Origin of the sequence: Oceanospirillum maris DSM 6286 (genome assembly GCF_000422865.1) — a bacterium.
GTDB lineage: Bacteria > Pseudomonadota > Gammaproteobacteria > Pseudomonadales > Halomonadaceae > Oceanospirillum > Oceanospirillum maris.
Window position 1 is genome coordinate 98,930 of record NZ_KE383937.1, and the last position, 23,479, is coordinate 122,408.

General features: G+C 48.9%; 25 protein-coding genes. 21 read left to right on the forward strand and 4 right to left on the reverse strand.

Annotated features, from left to right (window positions below; genetic code table 11):
• Positions 1 to 56 precede the first annotated feature (56 nt).
• On the forward strand, positions 57 to 884 hold the full coding sequence (phnX, locus tag G517_RS0115010; protein WP_245543269.1) for a phosphonoacetaldehyde hydrolase: 828 nt from the start codon (positions 57 to 59) through the stop codon (positions 882 to 884).
• Complete coding sequence (locus tag G517_RS0115015) at positions 881 to 1,771, forward strand: EamA family transporter (RefSeq protein ID WP_028305085.1); 891 nt, start codon at positions 881 to 883, stop codon at positions 1,769 to 1,771. Before phnX ends, G517_RS0115015 begins: the two co-directional genes overlap by 4 nt.
• Before the next feature lie 16 nt (positions 1,772 to 1,787).
• Here G517_RS0115015 and G517_RS0115020 read toward each other — a convergent pair whose 3' ends face one another.
• The 3 genes from G517_RS0115020 to G517_RS0115030 form a co-directional block, all read right to left on the reverse strand.
• Positions 1,788 to 2,468: an HIRAN domain-containing protein gene (locus G517_RS0115020; RefSeq protein ID WP_157833202.1), complete on the reverse strand. Its 681-nt coding sequence runs from the start codon at positions 2,466 to 2,468 to the stop codon at positions 1,788 to 1,790.
• 65 nt (positions 2,469 to 2,533) lie between these two features.
• Positions 2,534 to 3,487 (reverse strand): HipA domain-containing protein, encoded by a 954-nt coding sequence (locus tag G517_RS19445; RefSeq protein WP_157833203.1) that lies wholly within the window; start codon positions 3,485 to 3,487, stop codon positions 2,534 to 2,536.
• A gap of 139 nt (positions 3,488 to 3,626) precedes the next feature.
• Entirely contained in the window at positions 3,627 to 4,586 is a 960-nt protein-coding gene (locus tag G517_RS0115030) for a LysR substrate-binding domain-containing protein (RefSeq protein ID WP_051206461.1), read from the reverse strand.
• Between the two features lie 522 nt (positions 4,587 to 5,108).
• On the opposite strand from G517_RS0115030, the gene phnG reads away from it, so the two are divergent.
• The 9 genes from phnG (at position 5,109) to phnP (ending at position 12,399) form a co-directional block, all read left to right on the forward strand.
• Entirely contained in the window at positions 5,109 to 5,579 is a 471-nt protein-coding gene (gene phnG, locus G517_RS0115035) for a phosphonate C-P lyase system protein PhnG (protein ID WP_036591786.1), read from the forward strand.
• Positions 5,579 to 6,217, forward strand: coding sequence for a phosphonate C-P lyase system protein PhnH (gene phnH, locus G517_RS19450; RefSeq protein ID WP_051206462.1), 639 nt, complete (start codon positions 5,579 to 5,581; stop codon positions 6,215 to 6,217). The genes phnG and phnH overlap by 1 nt, the downstream gene beginning before the upstream one ends.
• Positions 6,217 to 7,350 (forward strand): carbon-phosphorus lyase complex subunit, encoded by a 1,134-nt coding sequence (locus G517_RS0115045; RefSeq protein WP_028305089.1) that lies wholly within the window; start codon positions 6,217 to 6,219, stop codon positions 7,348 to 7,350. The genes phnH and G517_RS0115045 overlap by 1 nt, the downstream gene beginning before the upstream one ends.
• The gene (locus G517_RS0115050) at positions 7,347 to 8,237 is read left to right on the forward strand and encodes an alpha-D-ribose 1-methylphosphonate 5-phosphate C-P-lyase PhnJ (protein WP_028305090.1); all 891 of its coding nucleotides are present in this window, start codon (positions 7,347 to 7,349) and stop codon (positions 8,235 to 8,237) included. The genes G517_RS0115045 and G517_RS0115050 overlap by 4 nt, the downstream gene beginning before the upstream one ends.
• Positions 8,234 to 9,052 (forward strand): phosphonate C-P lyase system protein PhnK, encoded by an 819-nt coding sequence (phnK, locus tag G517_RS0115055; protein ID WP_051206463.1) that lies wholly within the window; start codon positions 8,234 to 8,236, stop codon positions 9,050 to 9,052. The genes G517_RS0115050 and phnK overlap by 4 nt, the downstream gene beginning before the upstream one ends.
• A gap of 9 nt (positions 9,053 to 9,061) precedes the next feature.
• Positions 9,062 to 9,757: a phosphonate C-P lyase system protein PhnL gene (phnL, locus tag G517_RS0115060; protein WP_211224310.1), complete on the forward strand. Its 696-nt coding sequence runs from the start codon at positions 9,062 to 9,064 to the stop codon at positions 9,755 to 9,757.
• Positions 9,758 to 9,818: 61 nt separating this feature from the next.
• Positions 9,819 to 10,970 carry an alpha-D-ribose 1-methylphosphonate 5-triphosphate diphosphatase gene (gene phnM, locus G517_RS0115065; RefSeq protein ID WP_028305093.1) on the forward strand — a complete coding sequence of 384 codons (1,152 nt, stop codon included), beginning with the start codon at positions 9,819 to 9,821 and terminating at the stop codon, positions 10,968 to 10,970.
• A complete protein-coding gene (gene phnN, locus G517_RS19455) occupies positions 10,970 to 11,596 on the forward strand; it encodes a phosphonate metabolism protein/1,5-bisphosphokinase (PRPP-forming) PhnN (RefSeq protein ID WP_084632308.1) in 627 nt (208 codons plus the stop codon). The genes phnM and phnN overlap by 1 nt, the downstream gene beginning before the upstream one ends.
• Complete coding sequence (phnP, locus tag G517_RS0115075; protein ID WP_245543270.1) at positions 11,593 to 12,399, forward strand: phosphonate metabolism protein PhnP; 807 nt, start codon at positions 11,593 to 11,595, stop codon at positions 12,397 to 12,399. Before phnN ends, phnP begins: the two co-directional genes overlap by 4 nt.
• Before the next feature lie 118 nt (positions 12,400 to 12,517).
• On the opposite strand, the gene G517_RS20770 is transcribed toward phnP, so the two are convergent.
• A complete protein-coding gene (locus G517_RS20770; protein WP_157833204.1) occupies positions 12,518 to 12,688 on the reverse strand; it encodes a hypothetical protein in 171 nt (56 codons plus the stop codon).
• Between the two features lie 679 nt (positions 12,689 to 13,367).
• Between G517_RS20770 and G517_RS0115085 the strand changes: the two genes are divergently transcribed.
• From G517_RS0115085 to G517_RS0115130, 10 genes are all read left to right on the forward strand, one after another.
• Positions 13,368 to 14,405: a CBASS cGAMP-activated phospholipase gene (locus G517_RS0115085; protein WP_036591789.1), complete on the forward strand. Its 1,038-nt coding sequence runs from the start codon at positions 13,368 to 13,370 to the stop codon at positions 14,403 to 14,405.
• A complete protein-coding gene (locus G517_RS0115090) occupies positions 14,402 to 15,640 on the forward strand; it encodes a CBASS cGAMP synthase (RefSeq protein WP_028305096.1) in 1,239 nt (412 codons plus the stop codon). Before G517_RS0115085 ends, G517_RS0115090 begins: the two co-directional genes overlap by 4 nt.
• Positions 15,640 to 17,418, forward strand: coding sequence for a ThiF family adenylyltransferase (locus tag G517_RS20290; RefSeq protein ID WP_028305097.1), 1,779 nt, complete (start codon positions 15,640 to 15,642; stop codon positions 17,416 to 17,418). Before G517_RS0115090 ends, G517_RS20290 begins: the two co-directional genes overlap by 1 nt.
• On the forward strand, positions 17,400 to 17,909 hold the full coding sequence (locus G517_RS19465; protein ID WP_051206464.1) for a Mov34/MPN/PAD-1 family protein: 510 nt from the start codon (positions 17,400 to 17,402) through the stop codon (positions 17,907 to 17,909). Before G517_RS20290 ends, G517_RS19465 begins: the two co-directional genes overlap by 19 nt.
• Positions 17,910 to 18,089: 180 nt before the next feature.
• Positions 18,090 to 18,731: an MBL fold metallo-hydrolase gene (locus tag G517_RS0115105; protein ID WP_028305098.1), complete on the forward strand. Its 642-nt coding sequence runs from the start codon at positions 18,090 to 18,092 to the stop codon at positions 18,729 to 18,731.
• A gap of 116 nt (positions 18,732 to 18,847) precedes the next feature.
• The gene (locus G517_RS0115110; protein ID WP_051206465.1) at positions 18,848 to 19,618 is read left to right on the forward strand and encodes a response regulator transcription factor; all 771 of its coding nucleotides are present in this window, start codon (positions 18,848 to 18,850) and stop codon (positions 19,616 to 19,618) included.
• Positions 19,615 to 20,967, forward strand: coding sequence for a sensor histidine kinase (locus G517_RS0115115; protein ID WP_028305100.1), 1,353 nt, complete (start codon positions 19,615 to 19,617; stop codon positions 20,965 to 20,967). The genes G517_RS0115110 and G517_RS0115115 overlap by 4 nt, the downstream gene beginning before the upstream one ends.
• Before the next feature lie 225 nt (positions 20,968 to 21,192).
• The gene (locus G517_RS0115120; protein ID WP_028305101.1) at positions 21,193 to 21,903 is read left to right on the forward strand and encodes a PepSY-associated TM helix domain-containing protein; all 711 of its coding nucleotides are present in this window, start codon (positions 21,193 to 21,195) and stop codon (positions 21,901 to 21,903) included.
• Between the two features lie 11 nt (positions 21,904 to 21,914).
• Positions 21,915 to 22,529: a DUF2271 domain-containing protein gene (locus G517_RS0115125; protein ID WP_211224311.1), complete on the forward strand. Its 615-nt coding sequence runs from the start codon at positions 21,915 to 21,917 to the stop codon at positions 22,527 to 22,529.
• Between the two features lie 75 nt (positions 22,530 to 22,604).
• Positions 22,605 to 23,471, forward strand: coding sequence for a DUF4198 domain-containing protein (locus G517_RS0115130; protein ID WP_051206466.1), 867 nt, complete (start codon positions 22,605 to 22,607; stop codon positions 23,469 to 23,471).
• The last annotated feature ends 8 nt before the right edge of the window (positions 23,472 to 23,479 follow it).

The window sequence follows — 23,479 nt, forward strand, 5'->3', positions numbered from 1 at the left end:
TTAAAGAGACGTGACACAGCCAGAATTTTTACTTATTTAGCTTAAGGATTTTTATTATGTATCAGTTTACCCGTCGTTATATGGGCCCCCTGCAGGCAGTGATTATGGATTGGGCCGGTACTACTGTGGATTTTGGTTCTATGGCACCGATTCACGCTTTCCGTCGCCTGTTTGAACAGAATAAAACCCCGATCACTATCGCCGAAGCTCGTGCCCCTATGGGAGCAGAAAAACGTGAACATATCCGTCAGCTGTGTGCGATGCCTCGGGTGCGAGATGCCTGGACAGCTGCCCACGGTTCTGAGCCGATAACTGCGGATATTGACCGTATGTATGAAGAATTTGTGCCGCTGCAGATCGACGCGATCGCCCAGTGTGGTCAGCTGATTCCGGGTCTTAAGGATACGCTGGCCTGGTGTCGTGAGCAGGAGATCGCTATCGGTGCCAACACCGGTTATGCCGACCGTATGATCGAAGGTTTGCTGGCCTCCGCTGCCGAGCAGGGTTATAGCCCGGACAGTAACGTCTGTGCCACTGATGTGCCCAAAGGCCGCCCTTATCCGCATATGGCGCTGAAAAACGCCATCGAACTGGGCGTGAGCGATGTTGCTGCCTGTGCCAAAATTGACGACACCCTGACCGGTATCGATGAAGGCCTGTCTGCCGGTATGTGGACGATTGGTGTTGCGGTTAGTGGTAATGAAGTGGGGCTGTCCCTTGAGGAATGGCAGGCACTGCCAGAAGAGGAGCAGCAGATACGTCGCCGTGCAGCGTATCAGCGCTTTTATCAGGCCGGTGCACATTATGTGGTGGACTCTATCGCCGATGTCGTGCCTTGTCTGATGGAGATCCAGGAACGTCTGGCCGCCGGTGACGCGCCTTGAGTACCCAGGCTCTTATATTGGTATTGATTTCGGCCTGCCTGCACGCAGGCTGGAATCTGATCGGTAAGCGCACCGCACAGACGGTGCGTTTTTATGCCTGGGCGATGGCCGCCGGTGGTCTGATGTTCAGCCCGCTGTTGTTTTGGGTTTGGCCTGAGGTACTGCGGTTGCCGCTGAGCTTCTGGCTGTTGCTGCTGGCTTCCGGTCTCTGTCAGACCCTGTATCTGACGGGTCTGGCCAAAGCCTACCGCCACGGCAACCTCAATCTTGTCTACCCGCTGGCTCGGGCGCTGCCGGTGTTGATAGTACCTGTGGCGGTGTTGATGGTTTATGGTCAGAGCGAATTGGAACAGCAGGATTTGCTGGCATTGGCGTTGATTTTCCTCGGTTCTCTGGCGCTGCCTCTGACTCGCTGGCGGGATTGGCACTGGCGGGATTATCTGACCCCAGCCATCGGCTGGGCTTTATTGGCGGCCTGTGCCACGGCGGGCTATTCCCTGTTTGACAGTATCGCTCTGCAGATCATGAAGCAGCAGGGTATGAGTGCCTTTGAAGCCGGTAGCAGTTTTGCTGTTCTGCAGGCGGGAGCCTGCCTGGTCTGGATGCTCCCGCTGATCCACTTTGTGTTGGGCGAATCCCTGCGGGCATTGCCGGACCGTGGCTGGACGCTGTTGGCCGGTTTTTTCATTATCGGCACCTATCTGCTGGTACTGGTCAGTATGACGCTGGTTAGCGAGGTCAGTTATATCGTCGCTCTTCGCCAGATCAGTATTCCGTTGGGTGTTCTGATCGGCCTGATCTGGCTGAAAGAGCCTATTTCTGCCCCTCGCTTGCAGGGACTGGCGCTGATGCTGACCGGGTTGGTGTTGGTTGCATTAGGTAAATAATTTGTGGATTTTGAGGCTATTTACAATGAATTGGTAAATATTCTTCAGATACAAATGGAGTAAAATTAGCTGGCCATTTTATAGAGAATGAGCAAAGGATTTTGTACTGATAGGGTGCGTCAAGGTTTACTCTTTCAATATAAAACTCAGCGTTTTCATCGTTTTCTAAAGTGATAAGTTTTTTAATGTCTGATGCTAAATATCTAGGGCAGAATCCAATTTTTGAGTTGCTTTCATCATCAATATGCAATGAGATAGCATTTTCATCATGAATGTTTGATTCGTCGATTTTGTATTTTAATTTTTGTTTTTTATTAATTTTTTCAATTCTTTTTTTTACTTTTTCCTCAATGTATCTAATTCCATTGATAAGGAATTTTAATTTATATTTTCCATTTTCTTTTTCTGGTAAAGGAACAACCATATAGCTGTCAGTAATACGTGCGCCGCCAGAGATTGCAAGATAGACTAGAGGGTCGAACTCTTGGTTCTCTAGATCAAGCCATCTGAGGATTTTTTTAAACTCAGGTCGATTTTTGGGCAGAATTCTATTTTTAAAAAAAGGGAAAATATCTTCAGAATAGTAAATTTTTCTCGTATCCTGCATTCTTGCAAATGGTTTGAATCTAGGAGATGAATTAATTCCTTTTGTATAGCCTAGCTGATAAGTACCATCGGCATTGGTCAGTTTAGCCACAGGGTGCCACATCCTTGTAACTTCATCTTGCCATACAATATATACACTATTCACAATCTTTACTCTTATTTATATAGGCTTTGGTTTTCTCGAATTATTAGTAAATTTGACCTATTGGCACAGATCAATTTTAGAGTAAATTCTTTGGATGTTCTCGACATTCTATTATTTGGTATTTTTTCTATTATTTCTTTTATGTTTTCTGGTGTTAATTTTTTAAGTCTTTCTAGCCAAGCATCAGATGCAGGTTTATTGATACTTCTGAATATTTCAAATAATTCTAAGTTTTTAACTCGCTTCCCTTTAGCGTTAAGAAGCTGGGATCTTGACTTTGTTACATATTTTTCAATACGTTGACCTAGGTCCTTTGTTTCCATTCGTATTTTACGAATTTCATCACTTTCATTTCTTCCAAGGCTAGCTGCATGGTCATAAGAAGGAGCTAAATGAGCGCTTTCATCAGATATTATCATTCCCCAGTTTTCATCATGGCGATCTTGGTTGGAAACGAGAGCATCCAACATTACATAGCCACAAAAAAAGTCAAGTGCACTTTTTATTTCTGGAAGACTATCCCAGCCTAATGGCTTGTTTTGAATGATATAATGAAGTGCTGCTACAACCCTTGAAACCTTATGGCCTTTGTTTCTCTTTTCTACAGGTTTTTCTCCTGCAGCTTTCATGATATGTGCTATCAGTTCATTTCCATGAACCATTGACTGGTTGCTTTTTACAAAGTTATCACTAATTACGCCATATTGGTCATCGTTTAGAGCCAGTTCATATTGAGCACAAGGGATAGAAAGGTAGTTAGCAATTTCACATACAATTTTTTCAGCCCAGTCTTCGCCCGGTCTTTGTATATCATTTCCTGAGCTATCAGATGCAACGGTCGCTTTGAATAACTTTTTATCCCCATTCTCATCTACAAACCAGAACTTCGATTTAGTACCCATTGCCTCGTAATTCGACAAGTCCATCTCAGAAACGTCGTAAACTGGGTAGTATTTATCCGTCATTAGCTCCAAATACTCCATTTTGACTGAGCCAAAGAATAGTCTTAAACACTGGAAGTTTACCATTGGCTCAGGATTTTATCCTAGCCCTATAGCATACCTATCAAGCATGAATAGGCCCAGCTAGCGTGTTGAAAATGTTTTATAGGTTGGCTTTCAGCCAGCTGCGAAAGGCGGCGGCCTTAGGTGACAGCGCTTTATTGGGTGTCACCAGGTAGTGTGCGCCGGTAGCTTTTAGGGTAAAGGGGTGCACCTGGACCAGTTGGCCGCTGTCCAGTAGAGGTTGCAGGGTCAGATTGCGCGCCAGTAATACTCCCAGCCCCTGACAGGCGGCATCAAAGGCGGCGGTGCTGGTGTCACACTCCAGCAGTGGCATCGGTTGAGTGTCTATGCCCTGCTGCCGGAACCATTGGGGCCAGTTCTCTTTGCCACCAATAATGCTGATTAAAGGTGCTTGTATCAATCGCTCCAGCTCGCCCTTGATCGGGTCACGGGCAAGAAACGCCGGGCTGGCTACGGCCATCAGGTGCTCGTGGGAGATCCGTTCTACCTGCATACCACTCCAGTCACCGTAACCGTTACTGATCTCGATATCCGCTTCCTCTACCTGTTCTTCCGATGGCCAGACCGCCGATAACAGTCGTAGGCGTATCCCCGGATGCTGCCGATAAAAATCCTTCAACCGGGGCATCAGCCAGCGTTGCAGAAAGCTGCTGCCACATTTGATCTTCAATAACACTCGGTGGTCATTGCCAAACAGTTCATTGGTACCGGTCTGCAGCAGCGCGAACGCTTCGCTAAGTACCGGCAGGTAGGCTTGGGCGGCACCTGTCAGCTCCAGCCCCCGGGGCTTGCGGATAAAAAGTGGTGTATCCAGATAATCCTCCAGCAGTTTCACCTGTTGACTAACCGCACCCTGAGTCACGTGCAGTTCTTCTGCTGCCCGGGTCAAACTACGGAGTCGAGCGGCGGCTTCAAAGTTTTTCAGCGCCTTCAGAGGTGGCAACGGCTGATTTGATCTTAATAGGATGGGTTGAGGCGTATCAGGGGGCGTGGCCGCCGGCTGCGGTAGCAGGGCGCTGGGGTTCGTTGATCGTGACATAGGGGGCTGAATATTCCTTAGAAAAGCTCAGGGCTGTTTTAACTAAAGCTCAGTGCTGCTTTCAATAAAACCACCAGTCATACCAGCGGTTTGTGACACTTTCGTGTCGGTTAGTAGGGCTTTCAGGCTGTAGAAAAACCTAACAGGCTCTGGTTATTGAGAATTTATCGCGCGCCTACGTTGATTTAAGAGTATTTGGCGATGAAAACTGTCCCAGAATTCACGTAGAAGCGTCATTTTTAGTACAAAAAATGATCAATTTTTGAGGCTGAGGTTTTTCTACAGCCTCTTTTGGTTCATAAAGGGCGGGTTATTCTTTTTTTGGCTGGGTTGTCGTGGGGAAAAATCGGTTAAAGCCAGAGACTAGGGGTCGGTTGTAGTCGGTATTAGTTTTTCTCGGTCTTGTGCACAGAAAGGCTCCATTTTCGGCAGCCTGAGTACTGGGCACAATGCGGTTATCGAAAGCATACGGTATCCGCAACTCCGGTGCTTAACGTTTTATAACCGAAATGGATAGAGATCATGTCTGTTGAATCACAACAGGAACGTCCGGCTGCTACCGCCCGCCAGCAATGGATGGCGGTACTGGCTAAATCTGACAGCGACCGGTTGCAGCAATACTGGCAAGGGTTAGCGCTGTCACCTGATTATCAGTTTATCCGCAAGCCGGAAATAGGCCTAACCATGCTGCGCGGTCGTATCGGCGGTGGCGGCCAGCCGTTCAATATGGGGGAGATGACTCTGACCCGTTGTGCGGTTCGTCTGGCCAGCGGCACCCTGGGTATCAGCTATGTGGCGGGTCGACATCCTCAGCATGCGATTACCGCAGCATTGGCGGATGCTTTGCTGCAGGAAGACACCCGCCAAAACTTATTGCAAAAGCAGTTGATCGAGCCACTGCAGGCCGAGCTGGAAGCCGGGCGCCAGCAGCGTGCGGCCCAAGCCAACAGCACCCGCGTGGATTTCTTTACTTTAGTTCGGGGAGAAGACTGATGCCTGTTTCCAGCCATGAACTAATCGCCGGTTTTGCGGAACCGGTGGCGGCATCTCAACAGGTGTTCCGTGCAGCCCTTAAGGTGATGAGCGAGCCGGGCACGCTGGTCGAAACTGATTATGTGGAGCAGGCACCCAAGGGCTTGGACCTGTCCACTTGGCAGCTGGCGTTGAGTCTGCTTGACCCTGACACCCGCGTTTGGCTTAGCCCGACATTGGCGGCTAATGACGCGGTGATCAGCAATCTGCGCTTTCACTGTCAGTGCCCCCTAGTTGACGCCCCGAAAGAGGCGGACTTTGCCATCGCACTGCATAACGAACTGCCGGATCTGGCTGAACTGAACTGGGGTACGGCGGAATACCCGGATCGCTCCACCACGCTGTTAGTGCAGGTGCCTGGGTTGAACTCTGCGCCCTTCTGGACCCTGAGCGGCCCCGGTATCGAACAGACCCGCACGTTAAGTATCGCCGGATTGCCGGAGACATTCTGTGCCGATCTGATCAAAAGCCGCCAGCGCTTCCCGCTGGGAATCGATATTTTCTGGTGTTGTGGCAACCGGCTGACCGCCCTGCCGCGCACGACGGCTATTAAGGCGGGTATGACCGAGCCGTCGCAAAACGATAAGGAGACTTGCTGATGTACGTAGCCGTAAAGGGTGGTGAAAAAGCGATCGATAACGCCCATGCCCTGATGCGCACGCAGCGCCGTGGCGACAGTGCCATTGCCGAATTGAGTGTTGATCAGATCCGGCAGCAGCTGCCGTTGGCGGTAGATCGCATCATGAATGAAGGCTCGGTTTATGATCCTGAGTTGGCGGCGTTGGCGCTGAAACAGGCCAGTGGTGATGCGGTGGAAGCGATCTTTCTGCTGCGCGCCTACCGTACCACGCTGCCGCGCTTTGGTTACAGCGAGCCGCTGGATACCGAGCAGATGCAAGTCGAACGGCGTATCTCCGGCACCTTTAAGGATCTGCCGGGCGGCCAGATTTTGGGTTCCACCTATGATTATACCCACCGCCTGTTGGACTTCAGCCTGCTGGCGTCTGGTGAAGCGGAAGTGGCGCCGAAAGAAGCCAATGCCCTGTCTGAAGCACTGGCTGCCGGCAACAGCTGCCCGCGCGTGCTGGAGCTGCTCAATAAAGAAGGATTGATCGAACAAAGTCGTGAAAATGGAGAAGGTGATCAAACGCCACGTGATCTGACCCGTGAACCGATCGACTACCCTGCGGAACGTGGGGTGCGTCTGCAAAATCTGATTCGTGGTGATGAAGGTTTCCTGCTCTCCCTGAGCTACGCCTCTATGCGCGGTTATGGCGACAGTCACCCTTTTTCCGGCGAGATGCGCACTGGTTGCGTCAGTGTTGAGCTGGTGCCGGAAGAGTTGGGCTTCCCGATCGAAGTGGGTGAAGTGCTGCTGACCGAGAGCGAGATGGTCAACCAGTTTCAGGGTTCCAAAGATCATCCGCCGCAGTTTACCCGTGGTTATGGTATCGCCTTTGGCCGCGCTGAGCGCAAGGCGATGTCTGTGGCGCTGGTGGAACGCGCTCTACGCGCCGACGAGCTGGGGGAAGAGGTGCTTTATCCGACACAGGATCAGGAGTTTGTGCTGCCGCACACCGATTGTGTTTCTGCTAATGGTTTTGTCTCACACCTGAAGCTGCCGCACTACGTTGACTTCCAATCGGAATTGGAAATGATCCGTCGCCTGCGTAAAGAGCAGAGGGCGGGCGATGAAGGCATGATAGAAAAGGAACAGGAGGCCGACGTATGAGTACGGCAACAGGCTATAACTTTGCCTATCTGGACGAGCAGTCCAAACGCATGATTCGTCGTGCCATTCTTAAGGGTGTGGCGATTCCCGGTTATCAGGTGCCATTTGGTGGCCGTGAGATGCCGCTGCCCCACGGTTGGGGCACCGGTGGTATGCAGGTGACCGCCAGCGTGATTGGCGAGGCCGACAAACTAAAGGTGATCGACCAGGGTGCTGATGACACCACTAACGCGGTCAGTATCCGTCGTTTCTTCGCCCACACTGCAGGTGTAGAAACCACCGAACAGACCGCTGAAGCGACGCTGATCCAGACCCGTCACCGCATCCCTGAGCGCCCGCTTAAAGCGAATCAGATCCTGATCTATCAGGTGCCGATCCCCGAGCCGCTGCGTTTTATCGAACCGCGCGAGAGCGAGACGCGCAAGATGCACGCCCTCAGTGAGTACGGTGCTATGCAGGTAAAACTCTACGAAGATGTGGCTCGTTTTGGGCATATTGCCACCAGTTACGACTACCCGGTGATGGTGAACAACCGCTATATGATGGATCCGTCACCGATCCCGAAATTCGATAACCCCAAGATGAGCATGATGCCCGCACTGCAGCTGTTCGGCGCGGGTTTTGAGAAACGTATCTACGCCGTGCCGCCGTTTACACGGGTGGAGAGCCTGGACTTTGACGACCATCCGTTTGAGGTACAGAGCTGGGAGGAAGCCTGTGCTATCTGTGGTTCTGATCACAGTTTTCTGGATGAAGTTATTACCGATGATAACGGCAGCAAGATGTTTGTCTGCTCTGATACTGATTACTGCGGTGACCGCGTGGCGCAGGGTTTTGTGGGTTCCGCAGCTGACCTGCCCATTGCTGAAATGGAGACCGAACAATGAACACCACCGCAGATCTGCTGACGCCAACCCGCGAATGGCAGGATATCGCGCCGCTTTTAAGCGTACGCGAACTGAACAAATTTTACGCACCGGGTAAGGGCTGTGGTGATATCAGCTTTGATCTTTATCCGGGTGAGGTACTGGGCATTGTCGGTGAGTCCGGCTCCGGTAAGTCAACCCTGCTCAGCGCGCTGTCGGCACGACTGACACCGGACTCCGGCAACGTAATCTACAACAGCGAACAGTTCGGCGAGATGGATCTGTATGCCTGTGAGGAATCCCTGCGCCGGGTCTTGATGCGTTCCGAGTGGGGTATTGTGCACCAGCACGCCCGTGATGGCCTGCGCATGAATGTCAGTGCCGGTGCCAATATCGGTGAGCGCCTGATGGCGGTGGGTGAGCGTCACTATGGCCAGATCAGAACCAGGGCTGAAGAGTGGCTGACCGCAGTAGAGATTGATACCAGTCGTATCGATGATCGCCCCAGCCAGTTTTCCGGTGGTATGCAGCAGCGTCTGCAGATCGCCCGTAATCTGGTGACCCACCCAAAACTGATCTTTATGGATGAGCCCACCGGCGGGCTGGATGTGTCGGTGCAGGCCAAGCTGCTGGATCTGCTGCGTAATCTGGTATCCCGTCTGGGGCTTTCGGTGATTATCGTTACCCACGATCTGGCGGTGGCACGTTTGCTGGCGCACCGCCTGATGGTGATGCGTCGTGGCGAAGTCGTTGAGACCGGCCTGACCGATCAGGTGCTGGACGACCCTCAACACCCCTACACCCAGTTGCTGGTGTCATCCATTCTGCAGAATTAGGAGCCTGTCATGACGGCAAATCAATTGATGATCGATGTGTCCGGGGTGGAGAAAACTTTCACTCTGCACAACCAGGGCGGCGCCAGCTTCGGCGTGCTCGACAGCGCCAGTCTGCAGGTACGGGCCGGTGAATGCGTGGTACTGCACGGTCAGTCTGGTGCCGGTAAAAGTACCTTTCTGAAAGCTCTGTACGCCAACTATACGGTAGACGCTGGTGAGATTCGTTTGCGTGACGGTGAACAGATGGTGGAGATCACGCAGGCTCTGCCGCGGCGCATTATCGCTCTGCGTCGGCAGGCACTAGGGTATGTGTCCCAGTTTCTGCGGGTGATTCCCCGCGTGTCTACGTTGGAAGTGGTGATGCAGCCGCTGTTGGACCTAGGAGTGGATACCGCCCTCTGTGAAGCCAAGGCGAAAGACCTGTTGCAGCGGCTTAACGTGCCGGAACGGCTCTGGTCGCTGGCGCCGGGCACCTTTTCCGGTGGCGAACAGCAGCGGGTCAACATCGCCCGCGGCTTTATCGTTGACTACCCGATCCTTCTGCTGGATGAGCCTACGGCCTCGCTGGATGCGGCCAACCGCAAGGTGGTGGTGGAATTGATCTGTGAAGCGAAGGCTCGAGGAGCAGCCTTGGTGGGTATTTTCCATGATGAAGACGTACGGGAAGCGGTCGCTGACCGTCTTGTCGACATTAGGGCTATCTGAAGAGCTATCTGAGCAGGCAGCGCGATCTGAACTGTATCAAACGTAACAGGATAAACAGGACATGAACGAACAGATTTTAACCAACGCCCGCCTGATTCTGCGGGATGAAGTGATCACTGGTACGTTGGTGATCCGCGATGGTGAAATTGCCGAGATCAGTCAGGAGATCAGCCCGCTGCCCCAGGCGGATAATCTGGGCGGTGAATACCTGATGCCGGGTCTGGTGGAACTGCACACCGACAATCAGGAGAAGTACTTTACTCCACGTCCCAAGGTGGACTGGCCTGCACATATGGCGATGGTGACCCACGATGCCCAGTTAGTTGCAGCGGGGATTACCACCTCGTTCGATTCGGTAGCACTGGGGGATATTATCGGTGACAGCACCCGTGTCGAGAAACTGGATGCCATGATCAGGGCGGTTATCGAATCTGAGCGCACGGGTATCAATCGTGCCGACCACCTGCTGCACCTGCGTTGTGAGGTGAGCTACCCCGGCTTGATGGCTCTGTTTGAGCGCTACATTGGCAAAGATCTGGTCAAACTGGTTTCGGTGATGGATCACGCCCCTGGTCAGCGCCAGTTTCCGCCGGAGAATATCCCTAAGTATCGTGAATACTATATGGGTAAGTATGGTCTTGCTGAGGCTCAAATGGATGATTTTATCCATCTGCAGCAGGCTAATAGCGCTAAGTACGCTGATGCTTTCCGTCGACGTATCTGTGACGTCTGCCATGATCGGGGTATCGCGATTGCCAGCCATGATGATGCTACGCTGGCCCACGCACAGGAATCGTCAGATCTGGGGATGCAGGTGGCTGAATTCCCGACGACGCTGGAAGCGGCGAAAGCATCTCATAAACTGGGGCTTAAGGTGCTGATGGGCGCGCCCAATATTGTTCGGGGTGGTTCTCACTCGGGAAATATTGCAGCTAAGGATCTGGCCAAAGCCGGTGTGCTGGATATTCTCAGCTCGGATTATTATCCCTCGGCGTTGGTGCAAGCGGCCTTTATGGTTGCGGACAGGGATGATAACGATTACGACCTGGCTCGGGCAATTGGTCTGGTGACAGCTAACCCTGCTGCTGCTGCCAATCTGCATGACAGGGGCGTACTGGAGGTGGGGCGTCGTGCTGATCTGGTGCAGGTTAAGCGCCATTCGGTGATGCCGCTGATTGAGCGGGTCTGGTGTAAGGGCAAACGGGTATTCTGATGATCAGAGGCACTCTGTTTTATTTGGTCGGGGCTTCCGGTTCCGGTAAGGATTCACTGCTGGAGGGCTGCCGCAAGCGGCTGCCCGCTCAGCTACGTTGCTGTGTCGCCCATCGATATATCACCCGTAGTGCCGACGCCGGTGGTGAAAACCATATCCATCTGAGTGAAAGCGAGTTTCAGCTACGGGAACAACTGGGACTGTTCGTCATGAACTGGTATTCCCACGGTTATCACTACGGCATCGGCAACGAGATCGATATCTGGTTGGATTCCGGTGCGAATGTGCTGGTTAACGGTTCCCGTGAATATCTTTCCCGTGCGATGACAATGTACGACGAGCTGGTGCCGGTGCTGATCGATGTGGACAGTGACACACTGCGCAAGCGTCTGACCGTGCGCGGCCGGGAAACGGCAGAGGAGATTGAGCATCGCCTGACCCGGCATCAGCAGATGATCGCCCGAATGCCGGAGTGTACCTTGCGTATCTGTAATGAGGGTGCGCTTGAAGATGGCGTTCAGGCACTGCTTGATGTGATTCATAAGCACGGCGTACATAGCCAGACCTCGGATACCACGGCTAAACCCGACCGGTCAGGCCCAAACCGTAAAGCGCTTCCTCTATGATGGCACTGACTTTTCTTGGCACTGGGGATGTACGGCAGGTGCCGGTTTATGGCTGTGATTGTAGTGCCTGTGTGGCCGCGCGGGCTGATGAGCGCCTGCGCCGTCGGCCCTGCAGTGCCCTGCTGGAGGTGCAGGGATCCAAAGGAAAAAAAACAAAGGGACAAGAGTTTGCGGGAAAGAATCAGCGGTTGTTGATTGATGGCGGCCTGACGGATCTGGCCGAGCGTTTTCAACCCGGAGATCTGCAGGCGATTCTGCTGACCCATTATCATGTGGATCATGTACAGGGGTTGTTCCACCTGCGCTGGGGGCTGAATGACCGTATTCCGGTGTACGGCCCTGATGATCGCGAGGGTTGTGCTGATTTACTGAAACATCCCGGATTGCTGGATTTTCGCCCGCCATCTGAAGCGTTTAAAGCGTTTCGTCTGGGCGATGTTCAGGTGACACCCTTACCGTTGAATCACTCAAAGCCCACTTTCGGTTATCTGTTTGAGTGTGGCCGCCAACGTATCGCTTATCTGACCGATACTGTCGGTTTGCCGCAGGCAACTGCCGACTTTCTGGCCTCGCTGACAGACCTGACTCTGGTGATCGACTGTAGTCATCCACCTGCTTCGGCACCACCTCGTAATCATAATGATCTGAATATGGTGCTGGATATTCATCGGCAACTGCAGTCGAAAACCACCTGGCTGACCCATATCAGTCATGAAATGGATCGCTGGCTACAGCTTCACTCTTTACCTGATGGTGTTTGTGTTGCCCAGGATGGTGAATCTTTTATCGTGGGCAGTGGCTGAAAATAAAAAAAGCGATGCTTTTTACAAAGCATCACTTTTTATTCAGACTCCATCAACAATCTGCTGTTGCTGAAGGATATTGATCAATCGCTTGTCGGCTTTTTGACTCTGAAGGTACTTAGTAATCCCGCGTCTTGCGAGGTGTTGGGTTGTCCCAACGATCTTTACGTACATAATCCGCTTTAACACGAATCGCTTTAGGTTTTTGAGTCATCTGTTGCAGGCTAACCCATAGGCCAGCACCAACTACTGCGGTTAAAACCAGTGAAACCATCAATTCTAGGGCCATGGGACATCTCCAAAAAAGTGACTCAGTTCGTGTTGCTTTAACGCTTAACTGCAGCGTTTAAGAAACCCCATAAGAGCGACTTGAAATAATAAATAAAACGGTTTCCCTAAATGGGATATTACTAATTCCGCCTGACATTGAATAATTGACTATACCTTGAGACTAACTCATAGAAGAAAAGTTGCCAACTAAATGACCTTTTTTCAGGCTAAAGTGTTAGATCATTCTCGCTATTTTGCCCTATGGGCTGTATCTCACGTCTGTTTTTACTGATTGCGTCGAACTGATTGCGCGGAAAGAGACGAGCGACTAGGCTTCTGTGCTTGTATTTGCTATCTAACCTATTTTGATGTGGACTAAACCATAAAGTGAAAAACCGGATAAAGAAAAATCAATAGGTTACGTCACTTTTTAAACCATAAGCTGAAATACAATTTAAACCATAAGTTGAGAATTTTTTTGATGGTTTCTGCTAGTGTGAAAAAGTCCGAGAAAACTCCCAGGCTTTTGACTGTATTTAGCAACTGCCTATGTGGCAGATTGCAGGGTGTGTTCGCCGGGTTGCAAGAAGGAAAATAAGATACGCCTACTCATAACTTTGTTTAGCTGGATTGAAAGTTTTTAATTAATCCCCATAAAAAGAGTGTCTACCCCTTTACTCTTTTAGTATGAGGCACTTATGAACGACGAGTCTCCCCCTTTCCAGATTTTATCTCTGAGCGGCGGCGGTGTGAGAGGTTTGTACACGATAAGCGTCCTGGCTGAGCTGGAAACATATCTTGCTGAGGGTTCTGGTAATCCTGATTATTGGATTGGTCAACATTTTGATTTGATCTCCGGTACTTCCATTGGTGGCATTCTCGGGCTGGCATTGGCCTCGGGGGTAACAGCACGGCAGCTTCAAGAGGTCCTGGATACAAATCGCAAGTCGATTTTCCCCAAACGACTTTATGGCACCAGCTGGTTTCATCAGTTGGTATTTGGGAAATATAATGCAGAACAACTCCGTAAGGTCATTTCTGACGTTGTGGGTGACAAGACGCTCGGGGAAGTCAAGACACGGGTGTTGGTACCCGCGATTAACGCCAGCACTGGTTTGGTTCAAACCTTTAAGACCCCTCACCATGTCGATTTCCGAAGGGACTGGAAATATAAAGTCGTTGATATAGCCCTCGCTACGAGTGCCGCCCCTACATACTTTCCTCCTCATAAAATTGATAGCACTACCTACGTTGACGGCGGCTTGGCCGCAAACTCTCCTGCGTTAATGGCATTTCATGAGGCCCGGTATTTTCTTGGCCAACAGACTCAAAATATTCGATTGGTTTCTGTTGGAACAATGGGGCAGGCGTTTACCCGATCAGGAAAATCAAAGCGCACGCATGGCTATTGGAGCTGGGGTATTGGAAAGGATTTAATCTCCATGTCTATGTCTTCAACGGAAAGCCTTCATAACCAGATTACTGGACACTTGCTGCCTGAGACACAAAGGATATTGATCGACTCTGCAAACACTCCTGATAACTCTAAAATTGGTTTAGAGCTGGATAATGCCTCGGATAAAGCAGCTGATGTGCTTAAGGCGCAGGCGCAAAAAGACGCTCAGTACAAAATTAATGATCAACTTCTGAAGGCAGCGTTTACCCATGTTGCCCCCACACCATCTTTCTATCATGGACCACAGAAAAACGTTGCTACCCAGGAGAGTGACCAATGAGCCAGAAATTTAATGCTTCTAAAGTTTTTTATTGCCCAAGCGGCTCCACAGGGCGTTTCCTCAACGCGATCTCAATTCCTGATACTGAAATTAAATTACTTGAGCAGCTTCGTGATAGTGTCCGGAAGGAAGTAAAGAAGGCTTTCAAGGGTATTCGTGAGAATGGCCTACCAAAAGAACTGCTCGATCTGCTGCTTGGTATGGACTATACCCGAGAGGACATCGAAGAAGCCACTCGCTTGTCTCCCAAGTTTTTCACACAAGGCAGCTTTGCTTACAAGACGCTAAACAAGCCGGCAATGACCCCGCCCCAGCAGATTGATATCGATGATGGCGTTTATTTTCCGATGAAAGTCGTTGAGAAGAGTCCTGTTGTCATAAAAAATGTCTTGTTCTATTTGGTGGATGAAATTCTCAAAGATTTAGCTGCCAAGAATGACTGGAAATTTAAAGAGAAAGATACCTGTGCCCAGTTGGAAATAAATCCTGGTGTTCACATGGATATCCCTCTTTATGCGATTCCTGAAGAGAGGGCTCAGCATCTTGAAGAAGCCCGATTGAAGGCAAGCCACCTTACTATGGAAAATTATGCTCAAGACTCGTATATCGACTTCTGGGACTCAATTGCCCTCGATCCAAACGAAGTCTATTTGGCTCTGAGGAACGAGAAACACTGGACGATATCCGATCCAAAAAAAATCAGAGATTGGTTTTTAAATCAGAAAAAACAATTTGGGGGAACGATCGTTCGTGTCTGTCGCTATCTTAAAGCATGGCGAGATCACACTTGGCCAAATGGCGGAGGCCCATCTTCAATTTGTTTGATGGTCGCTGTCGCAGAGACATTCAACTCGCGGCTAAACCAAAATCTCCCAGACTTTGCCTCTGACTGTCAGGCGCTTTTGGATGTGGCCAAAAATTTACCCTTCCAGTTCGCAGATCAAATTATGAACCCGGCTGAAGAGGGGGAGATTATGTTTCCGCGAAATCATTCAGAAAAGGATCTGCAGGAAATCAGAGCAGAAATTGTTAAGTTTGCTGGAAACATTCAACAGGCACTTTGTGGGGCCAACGATGAAAGGGAGGTCATAAACCTACTCATTCAGACCTTTGGTGGCCGGTTGCCCAATTTACCCCAATACGTGAAGCGAATTACAGTCGCTCAGACTGTGCGACAACAGCCAATTCAGCAACAGCAGATTCCAGCGCCACCACCGAGCCAGAGGTCAGCTTGATGCAGCCGGTTGTTGAAAACGCTCTACGTCGGATGCAGCAGGCATTTTTAGAAAATGGCTATAAGCGAATTGCAGCTGGTGTAGAAGAACGTTGGGAGGGCACCATCACTATCGATGGTGTCCTTTTTCATCTTATTGTTACCCAACTTGATCACACTTTTAAAACGATACCGGTTGTCAAACTTAAGGATATTCCTTCCGGTATTGCGCAGAACCAGCCACACCTGGAACCCGGCAACAGGCTCTGTTATCTGGATAAAGAGTCTGTTTTTCTTGATCCGTATGAGCCTTACCGGACAACGCTTGCCATTATTGGAGCGATTAAAGGGCTACTTGAAACATTTGTGGGTTCAAACAAAAAACACCGAGAATTAGAGTACGCAGGTGAGTTTGATAGATATTGGCAACCAGAGAGAGTTTGTTTCATATCAGCCTCCGAAAAAGTTTCAAACTTTTTTACGTATGACCGCATCAGGTTATCTGGAGAGGAATACTCAGAGGGTGTCATCGCGGATTCTGAAGCGATAGCCACCGATTGGGTTAAAAGAAGAGATGGTAACGCAGATAAACTGAATCGTATTTGCAAAGCCTATTCTATAAAGTTGACCAGCCAGCCAGCGGTGCCACTGTCTAGCGAAGAATGGCCCCCTGAATCATGGAAAGCATTTATGGGCTGGCTCCTATCATGCGACCCTGCAGCAGAGAATGAACTCCTAAAAAGTTTGATAGCAGATCCACCGACAGGCAATTCTTTTGTCGTTTTTTTGTATTCTGATTTAAGTGGTCCTATTGGGGTCTATGCTAAATTCACAACCAGTATGTCCGCTCTCATAACTCGTTTCACAAGTCGTAAGTCGAACCGAAGTAAATCCAAAGGTGGGCAGCCAGCTCCGCCACCTAAAATAAGTAGATTCCGGCAAATACTGTGCAGTAATTCTGTTAGTCTGGAGCTAATTCGTTGCGCTGCTGTTGATGTGACTCCTGAGTTCATTGTGGACCGCAATCTGAGAACCCCTTCCCTTAAGGGTAAAAAAATTGCCCTTATCGGCTGTGGAACGGTCGGAGGGTTTGCCGCGGATCTGCTAGTGAAGGCCGGAGCCGGTCAGTCAGGTCAGTTTATTGTTTTTGATGGAGACCTTTTAAGTAGTGCAAATCTTGGCAGGCACTTGCTAGGAACAAAATACCTCTGTGAAAAGAAAGGCGAAGCTCTTGCGCACTATATCAGCGATAGTTCTTCTGTTTCTGTGGATATTAAGGGCTATGGTGACTTTGATTTAAGATCACTCCACCTTCTTAAAAAATTCGACTTGGTTATTGATGCAACCGGTAACGAGAACTTCTCCACACTCCTTGCTCACTATACCCACCAGGAGCGCCGTAATAACCAATGGGGAGTACCGATACTTCACGCGTGGATTGATGCTGGTGGTAAAGCTGTCAGAGGATTGATAGATGATGGTGTATATGCCTGTTATCGATGCCTTCTAATCCCTAAGCCCGGTAGCGATCTTGGGGCTGTGCAAGAACGTTTTTCTTTGTATAAAGATCCTGCCGAAGCACTGATCAGCGTCAGACACCAGCGGTGTGGTGACAGCTACATTCCATTTGCTGCAGGTGTATCAACACACGCAGCTTCCATGGTTCAGCTAATGTCACTGGATGCCATATTTTCACCCAAAGCACCACGCTTCCGACATATCAGCCTAGACTCGACAATCCGGGATAACAAGGATAAGAGTTATAAATTCAAAGGGTGCCCATGTTGCCAAAAACAGTGATGACGGATGACTTTGTAACCCACCTACCCAAAGGGGGATATTTGGTAATCCCCTCTCATATACTGGATACGCTTTCTAAGTATCGCCAGCGAAATTCTAGCCAACCTGAATCTGGCGGGACCTTTATTGGTTGCTTTAGACAAGGCAGTGATGATGGCCCGATCAGTATAGAAATAGTTTCCTATACGGAACCCTCTAAAATGGATTCTGCAAGCCGGTATGGGTTTGTTAGAAAAAGCAAACACCATATCCAGAAAGTGCTTAATGCATGGAAACGATCAGGCAGAGGTCTTACCTATTTGGGGGAATGGCATACTCATCCTGAAAGTAAGCCTAATCCATCTATTGTTGACATAGCTAACTGGAAAAAAAATTTGAAAGGGAAAACAGCTATATTGATGATTTTTGGAATGGAGTCTGACTGGATAGCAATTTGGGACGGTTCGGAAATAACCGAACTCCCACCGTTGATACCTGACCAGCCTATTTAAAAAAAGGGACAATCCCGCTCAGTCTCCTGACGAAGCACTGCTGAGCAGCCCAGTTTAGCTGTGAAAACCCATAAAAAGAGAAGGTCCTTAAGGATAGTGAGTTTTTCACCTTTTGGTTTATTTTTTTCACTTTATGGTTTAATTCACATTTGAAATTAGAGCTGAGTAAGAGATTTAGGCATGGAATATGAGATTATCCCTGTAACGGGCTTTCAACAGAACTGCACATTAGTGTGGTGCAGTAAGACTAAAGAAGCGGCTGTTATCGACCCTGGTGGTGATCAGGATAAAATTCTGGCTCGGGTTGATGCGCTACAGTTAGCATTGACTCAGATTTGGCTAACCCACGGACATATTGATCATGCGGGAGCTACTGGTGACTTAGCAGAGAAACTTAATCTGCCTATTATTGGCCCACAAAAAAACGATGCGTTTTGGATTGAGGCATTGGCTCAGCAAAGCCAAATGTTTGGTTTTCCTGCAGCCAAACCGTTTACTCCCAGCCGATGGTTAGAAGATGGTGATACGGTTCAGGTTGGCGAGCAGGTTTTTCAGGTACTTCACTGCCCAGGACATACCCCCGGCCATGTTGTTTTTTATCATGCCGATACCCAGCTGGCTCAGGTGGGTGATGTATTGTTCCAAGGCTCTATTGGCCGTACAGATTTTCCCCAAGGCAATCACGACGATTTAATTCGTTCTATTCGTGAGAAGCTGTTTCCTTTAGGTGATGATGTGCGCTTTATTCCTGGGCATGGTGCCATGTCGAATTTTGGCCGTGAGCGGACAAGTAATCCATTTTGTGGCGATGCCCGCTCTTAAATATCAGCAACATAGAATATATTGATCTATATGGTTTTTATTATCCTTTGTTATTGATAACTGTTTTCATTAATTTAGAATAGCCCTCTCTGAATCATCTCTAGTGAGGGTTATCGATGAATGCAAAGGTAGAGCTAGGGCGTTTTACAGGTGGTGAGCGAGACGGGTTGCATTGGCAGCGCGGACAGCCGCTACAGGTTTTGCTTATTGAAGATGATTCCGATGTCAGTACGCTGATTTCTAAGGCACTGATCAAGCACGGTTATCAGGTTGATCTCTGCGAAGATGGTGAAGCGGGTTTGTTAGCGGCATTAACAGGCCGATATCAAATTATTCTATTGGATGTCATGTTGCCGAGTTTAGACGGTTTAAGCCTACTTAGCCGATTGCGCTCTGGTGGTAAAGAAACGCCGGTTATTCTTCTATCTGTGTTAGGAGAAGAGCAAGATCGTATCAACGGTTTCCATTCTGGGGCTGATGACTATTTACCCAAGCCTTTTAGCCTGCAAGAGCTGCAACTTAGAATTGAAGTACTACTCAAGCGCTGCTATGCCAAATCAGCAATTGATGACTTATCCAGCATTACCGAAGATCCCCTCAAGCTTTGTCGTAAAGATAAGCGGGTAGAGGTAAAAATTGAAGAGAATAAATGGCAGTCCGTGGAAACCACTCCGGTTGAGTTTGAGCTGCTTTGGCAGCTACTGAAAAGCAAAGAAGATGTGCTTAGCCGTCCCTATCTGTACCAAGTCGTTTTAAATCGAGCATTTAGTCGCTACGATCGCAGCCTTGATATGCATATCAGTAATTTGCGCCAAAAACTTAAGCAGTGTCTGCCCTATGAAGGCTTAATTAAAACGATTCGAGGTCAGGGATATCGTTATCGATGAGGTTGCGCCTTTATCTCGTACTGATTCTGTTTGTGTGTATCGGTAGCTTAGTACTGTTCGCCATCTTGCATAAAACAGATCAGCATCTGTCCAACCAACTCACCCGAATAGCCCCACAAAACCAGGCTGAATTACAGGGCTATGCGCAGGCAGCGGCTCGGTTTCATCGAAACCAAGATATTCAAGGTATGCAGGCATTGGTCGAAAAGATTGAGCGGCGGCATAATACTTGGGTCGCTATTTTGACCCAAGACCTTAGATCGAGCCTTGGAACGCAAGCCCCCCCTCAATATCTCTCAAGGTTGAGTTTTCAGCGACAGCTTCATTGGCCGGTGCATTCGATGTGGGATGAGGTGCTTATTGGTATTCCTTTTCCTGATCAAAGCGCAAGCCTTGTGATACGTTTACCAGAAAGTATGCGGCCAAAGCCAAATCTGATGCTACTGCATGTTGGTCTTACATGGCTGCTTCCCTTAATTATTTTACTGATCTTTACCCATCGATTTTATTTCTACCTGCTTAAACCCATCAATATTCTCAAGAATGCTGCAATGGATTTAACAAATAAAGAGTCAGCTGATCCTGTGCGTCCCCAGTTGGGGCGACGACAGGATGAACTGGCTCAGCTCGCGACAACCTTTGATCAGATGTCGAGTCGTATTCAATCTCTTGTTCGCTCACAAAGACAGTTGATCGGTGATCTTTCCCATGAGCTAAGAACGCCCCTCGCTCGAATGCGACTGGTGTTGGATAGTGATTGGCCTCGGGATGATTGCGATAGCAAAATGATTGAAGAAATTTCAAGACTAAATCACCTGATAGACGATGCGATGACTGTTGCCTGGCTTGATAGTGATCAACGGCACCGGCTGCCACCAGAACAGCAAGAACAGGTTCAGCTGAGTCAGCTTTTAAATGTGATCTGTGATGATGCTGAATTTGAGTTTTCCTCCCGCCATATTATTCGTAATTACCCGAATGATCTTGTTCTAGAAAAATCCAATGGGCTAGCACTGAGTCAAATTCTAGAAAATATTATCCGCAATGGCTTAATCCACAGTCCGGCCAATACGGACTTATTGGTTAGCGGTGAATGGGTTTTCAGTTATGAATCAAAGGGGCTAAAAGTCTGTATTCAAGATCAAGGGCTGGGTGTACCTAGTGAGCAGCTGGAAAAAATATTTGAGCCATTTTACCGATTGGATAAAGCCCGTATGCGTAAAAATGGTGGTTTTGGTCTCGGCTTAGCCATCGCCCAAAAGCAAACAGAACGTTTAGGCGGCAAGCTATCCGCTAAGAATATTCCTGCAGGCGGTTTAATGATGGTTGTTGAGTTACCAGCAGATTAGCCCTATGGGTTACTCCATCTCTCCTTCTTACTTTTAAAAGCATGTTTAAAAAAATCACCTGTTTTACAGAAACGTAAAGAGTGTAAATTTCATTTTCGATAGCTCCCTCTCTCTCCATAATAACCTCCGCATTGAGAATCATTATCAGTTTTATCTGGTCAGCCATCGTAATGACTTCTTACCGTATATTTTGTTTTAAGACTGGAAAAGGCACAGGAATACAGCGTGTTAGCCAAAAGTAAGGTGCAGGTCATAAATACCATCATGGATAAAATGGCAGGGTTATTTCCTGCGCGAATAGTACGTGTCGTCCATATCTACAGCTCTATGTTTATGCTGCTGATCATGCTTTTTTTTACATTAACGGGTATCACGCTTAATCATCAAAACTGGTTTGGAGCCTCCGCCGAGTCTCAGTTAGTTGAGCGCCTTATACCGGATGATCTGGTTCAGCGGGTTCAACCATTTTTAGAGGCCGAGCAAGACGCTAATTCAGGCTCAGCCTCTAATCCTAGTTCTAGCAATCCCGTGAGCGAAATAGCCATTGCGCTACCTTTAATCGAATGGCTAAGAAGTGAATATCAGGTTCAAGGGCAGGAAATCCGACTGGATTGGGATAGCGAAGAGCAACTGTTCGTTGTGGATATTCAGCAGCCAGGCGGTTATAGCATTGCAGAATTTGATCTTGCCGCTGGTGAGCTGGTGTTGGAGCTTAAGTATTCAGGCCTGATTGCTCAGCTAAATGACCTGCATAAAGGTCGTCATACCGGCGCGTTGTGGCGAGGGTTTATTGATGCCTCTGCGGCGGTGCTTTTGCTGTTTACCCTAAGCGGCTTCTGGTTGCTATTGCCCCAGAAAAAGCGCCGCACGCGAGCAATCGGTGTGGGCGGACTAGGTGCCGCGATGTTTCTTTTTCTTTATTGGCAAACGCTCTAGGAGCCTTATCCATGTTTTTAACTGTACCGACCATCCTGCTTCGATCAATAGGCTCCGCTGCTTATACCAAGCGTTTTTGCTTGATGATCGCCTCTATTCTTATTTGTCTGCCATTGATGGCCGGGCAAGCTATAGCTAATGCTGATAGCAGTGCTAAGAAGAAGGCCGATGAAAAACCTCTGGATATTACGTTTACCCTGCCTGAAATAGCCACAGGCCAGTATCAGCGCCCCTATGTGGCGGTCTGGATTGAGAACAGTAAAGGTAAGTCTGTTAAAACACTGGCGGTGTGGCACGGGGATAAAAAATGGCTAAAAGACTTACGACGCTGGTGGCGCAAGGCTGGGCGTTATATTGAAAGCTCTTCAACCCCTGCTGACAAAGCCTTGTCCGATAGCTTCACGGGTGCCACCCGTAGTCCTGGTCGCTATAGCCTTTCTTGGGATGGGCTAGATGATGCTGGCCAACCTTTGGCTGATGGTGATTACCAGCTGGTGTTAGAGGCGGCAAGAGAGCACGGAAGTCGAACCTTACTAAAGCAGAAATTTAAGCTGCCTGACACCAATACACGTTTTCGTATTAAAGCAGGAAAAGAGCTTGGCCCAGTTGAGATTGTTCAGCCCTAGGGCGCTCTGTATCGCTTTTTGAAGCGAATCTTATTCAATACGCCCTGCGTTACTCTTATTAAAAAGGAAAATATGATGTCTTATAAACTGCCGATGAAATTAAAGCACTGGGGTAAAAAAGCGGTAGGAGTGACTGCTCTAGCACTGAGTGCTGCAGCCATTAACCTAAGTGTTGCTGGTTTAGCTCAGGCGCATCCTGTGTGGTTATTGCCCCATGAATTTAATCTCTCTGGTGATAAAGGCGAGTGGGTAACGGTCGATGCTTCCGCTTCACACACTATTTTTAGTCCTGATAAAGCACTGTCGTTAGATCGTGTTGCTATTTTTACGCCAGAAGGTGGCAAGCAGCGTTTAGGCAGCTATTTCAAAGGCCAGAGACGTAGCGTGTTTGATCTGGATATTAACCAAGCTGGTACTTGGAAGTTAGCGGCAGATCGTGCTCCCATCTACTTTACGTTCTATACCCACGGTAAGCGGAATGCGAAGAAACGTTTATTTGCAGACAAACAAGCCGCTCAAGCTCAGCTGCCTGAAGATGCTAAAAACGTTGTCACCAAGCTGATCAGTGTGAGTGCCGTTAGCTATATTACTTGGCAAGCACCCAGCCAAAAGGTGTTAGAGCTGAAAAACAAAGGTCTCGAATTGGCAGGCCCTACCCACCCAAGTGATGTTGTTGCAGGCGATGAAGTCAGTTTTCAATTCTTTATTGACGGTAAGCCCGCAGCGAATGTGAATGTTGAACTAACACCTCACGGCACTAAATATCGCAACGATCGTTTAATGCAAAAACTAAAAACTGGCAAAGATGGCCTGTTGGTATTTACGCCTGAAATCGTAGGCCCTTGGTATCTATCGGCTCAGCTAGAGCGTGATATTGCAACGGATAAAGCGGATAGCGAAAGTCATATGCTTTATATGACGTTTGATGCGCAACTGCCTTAAGAGCAAAT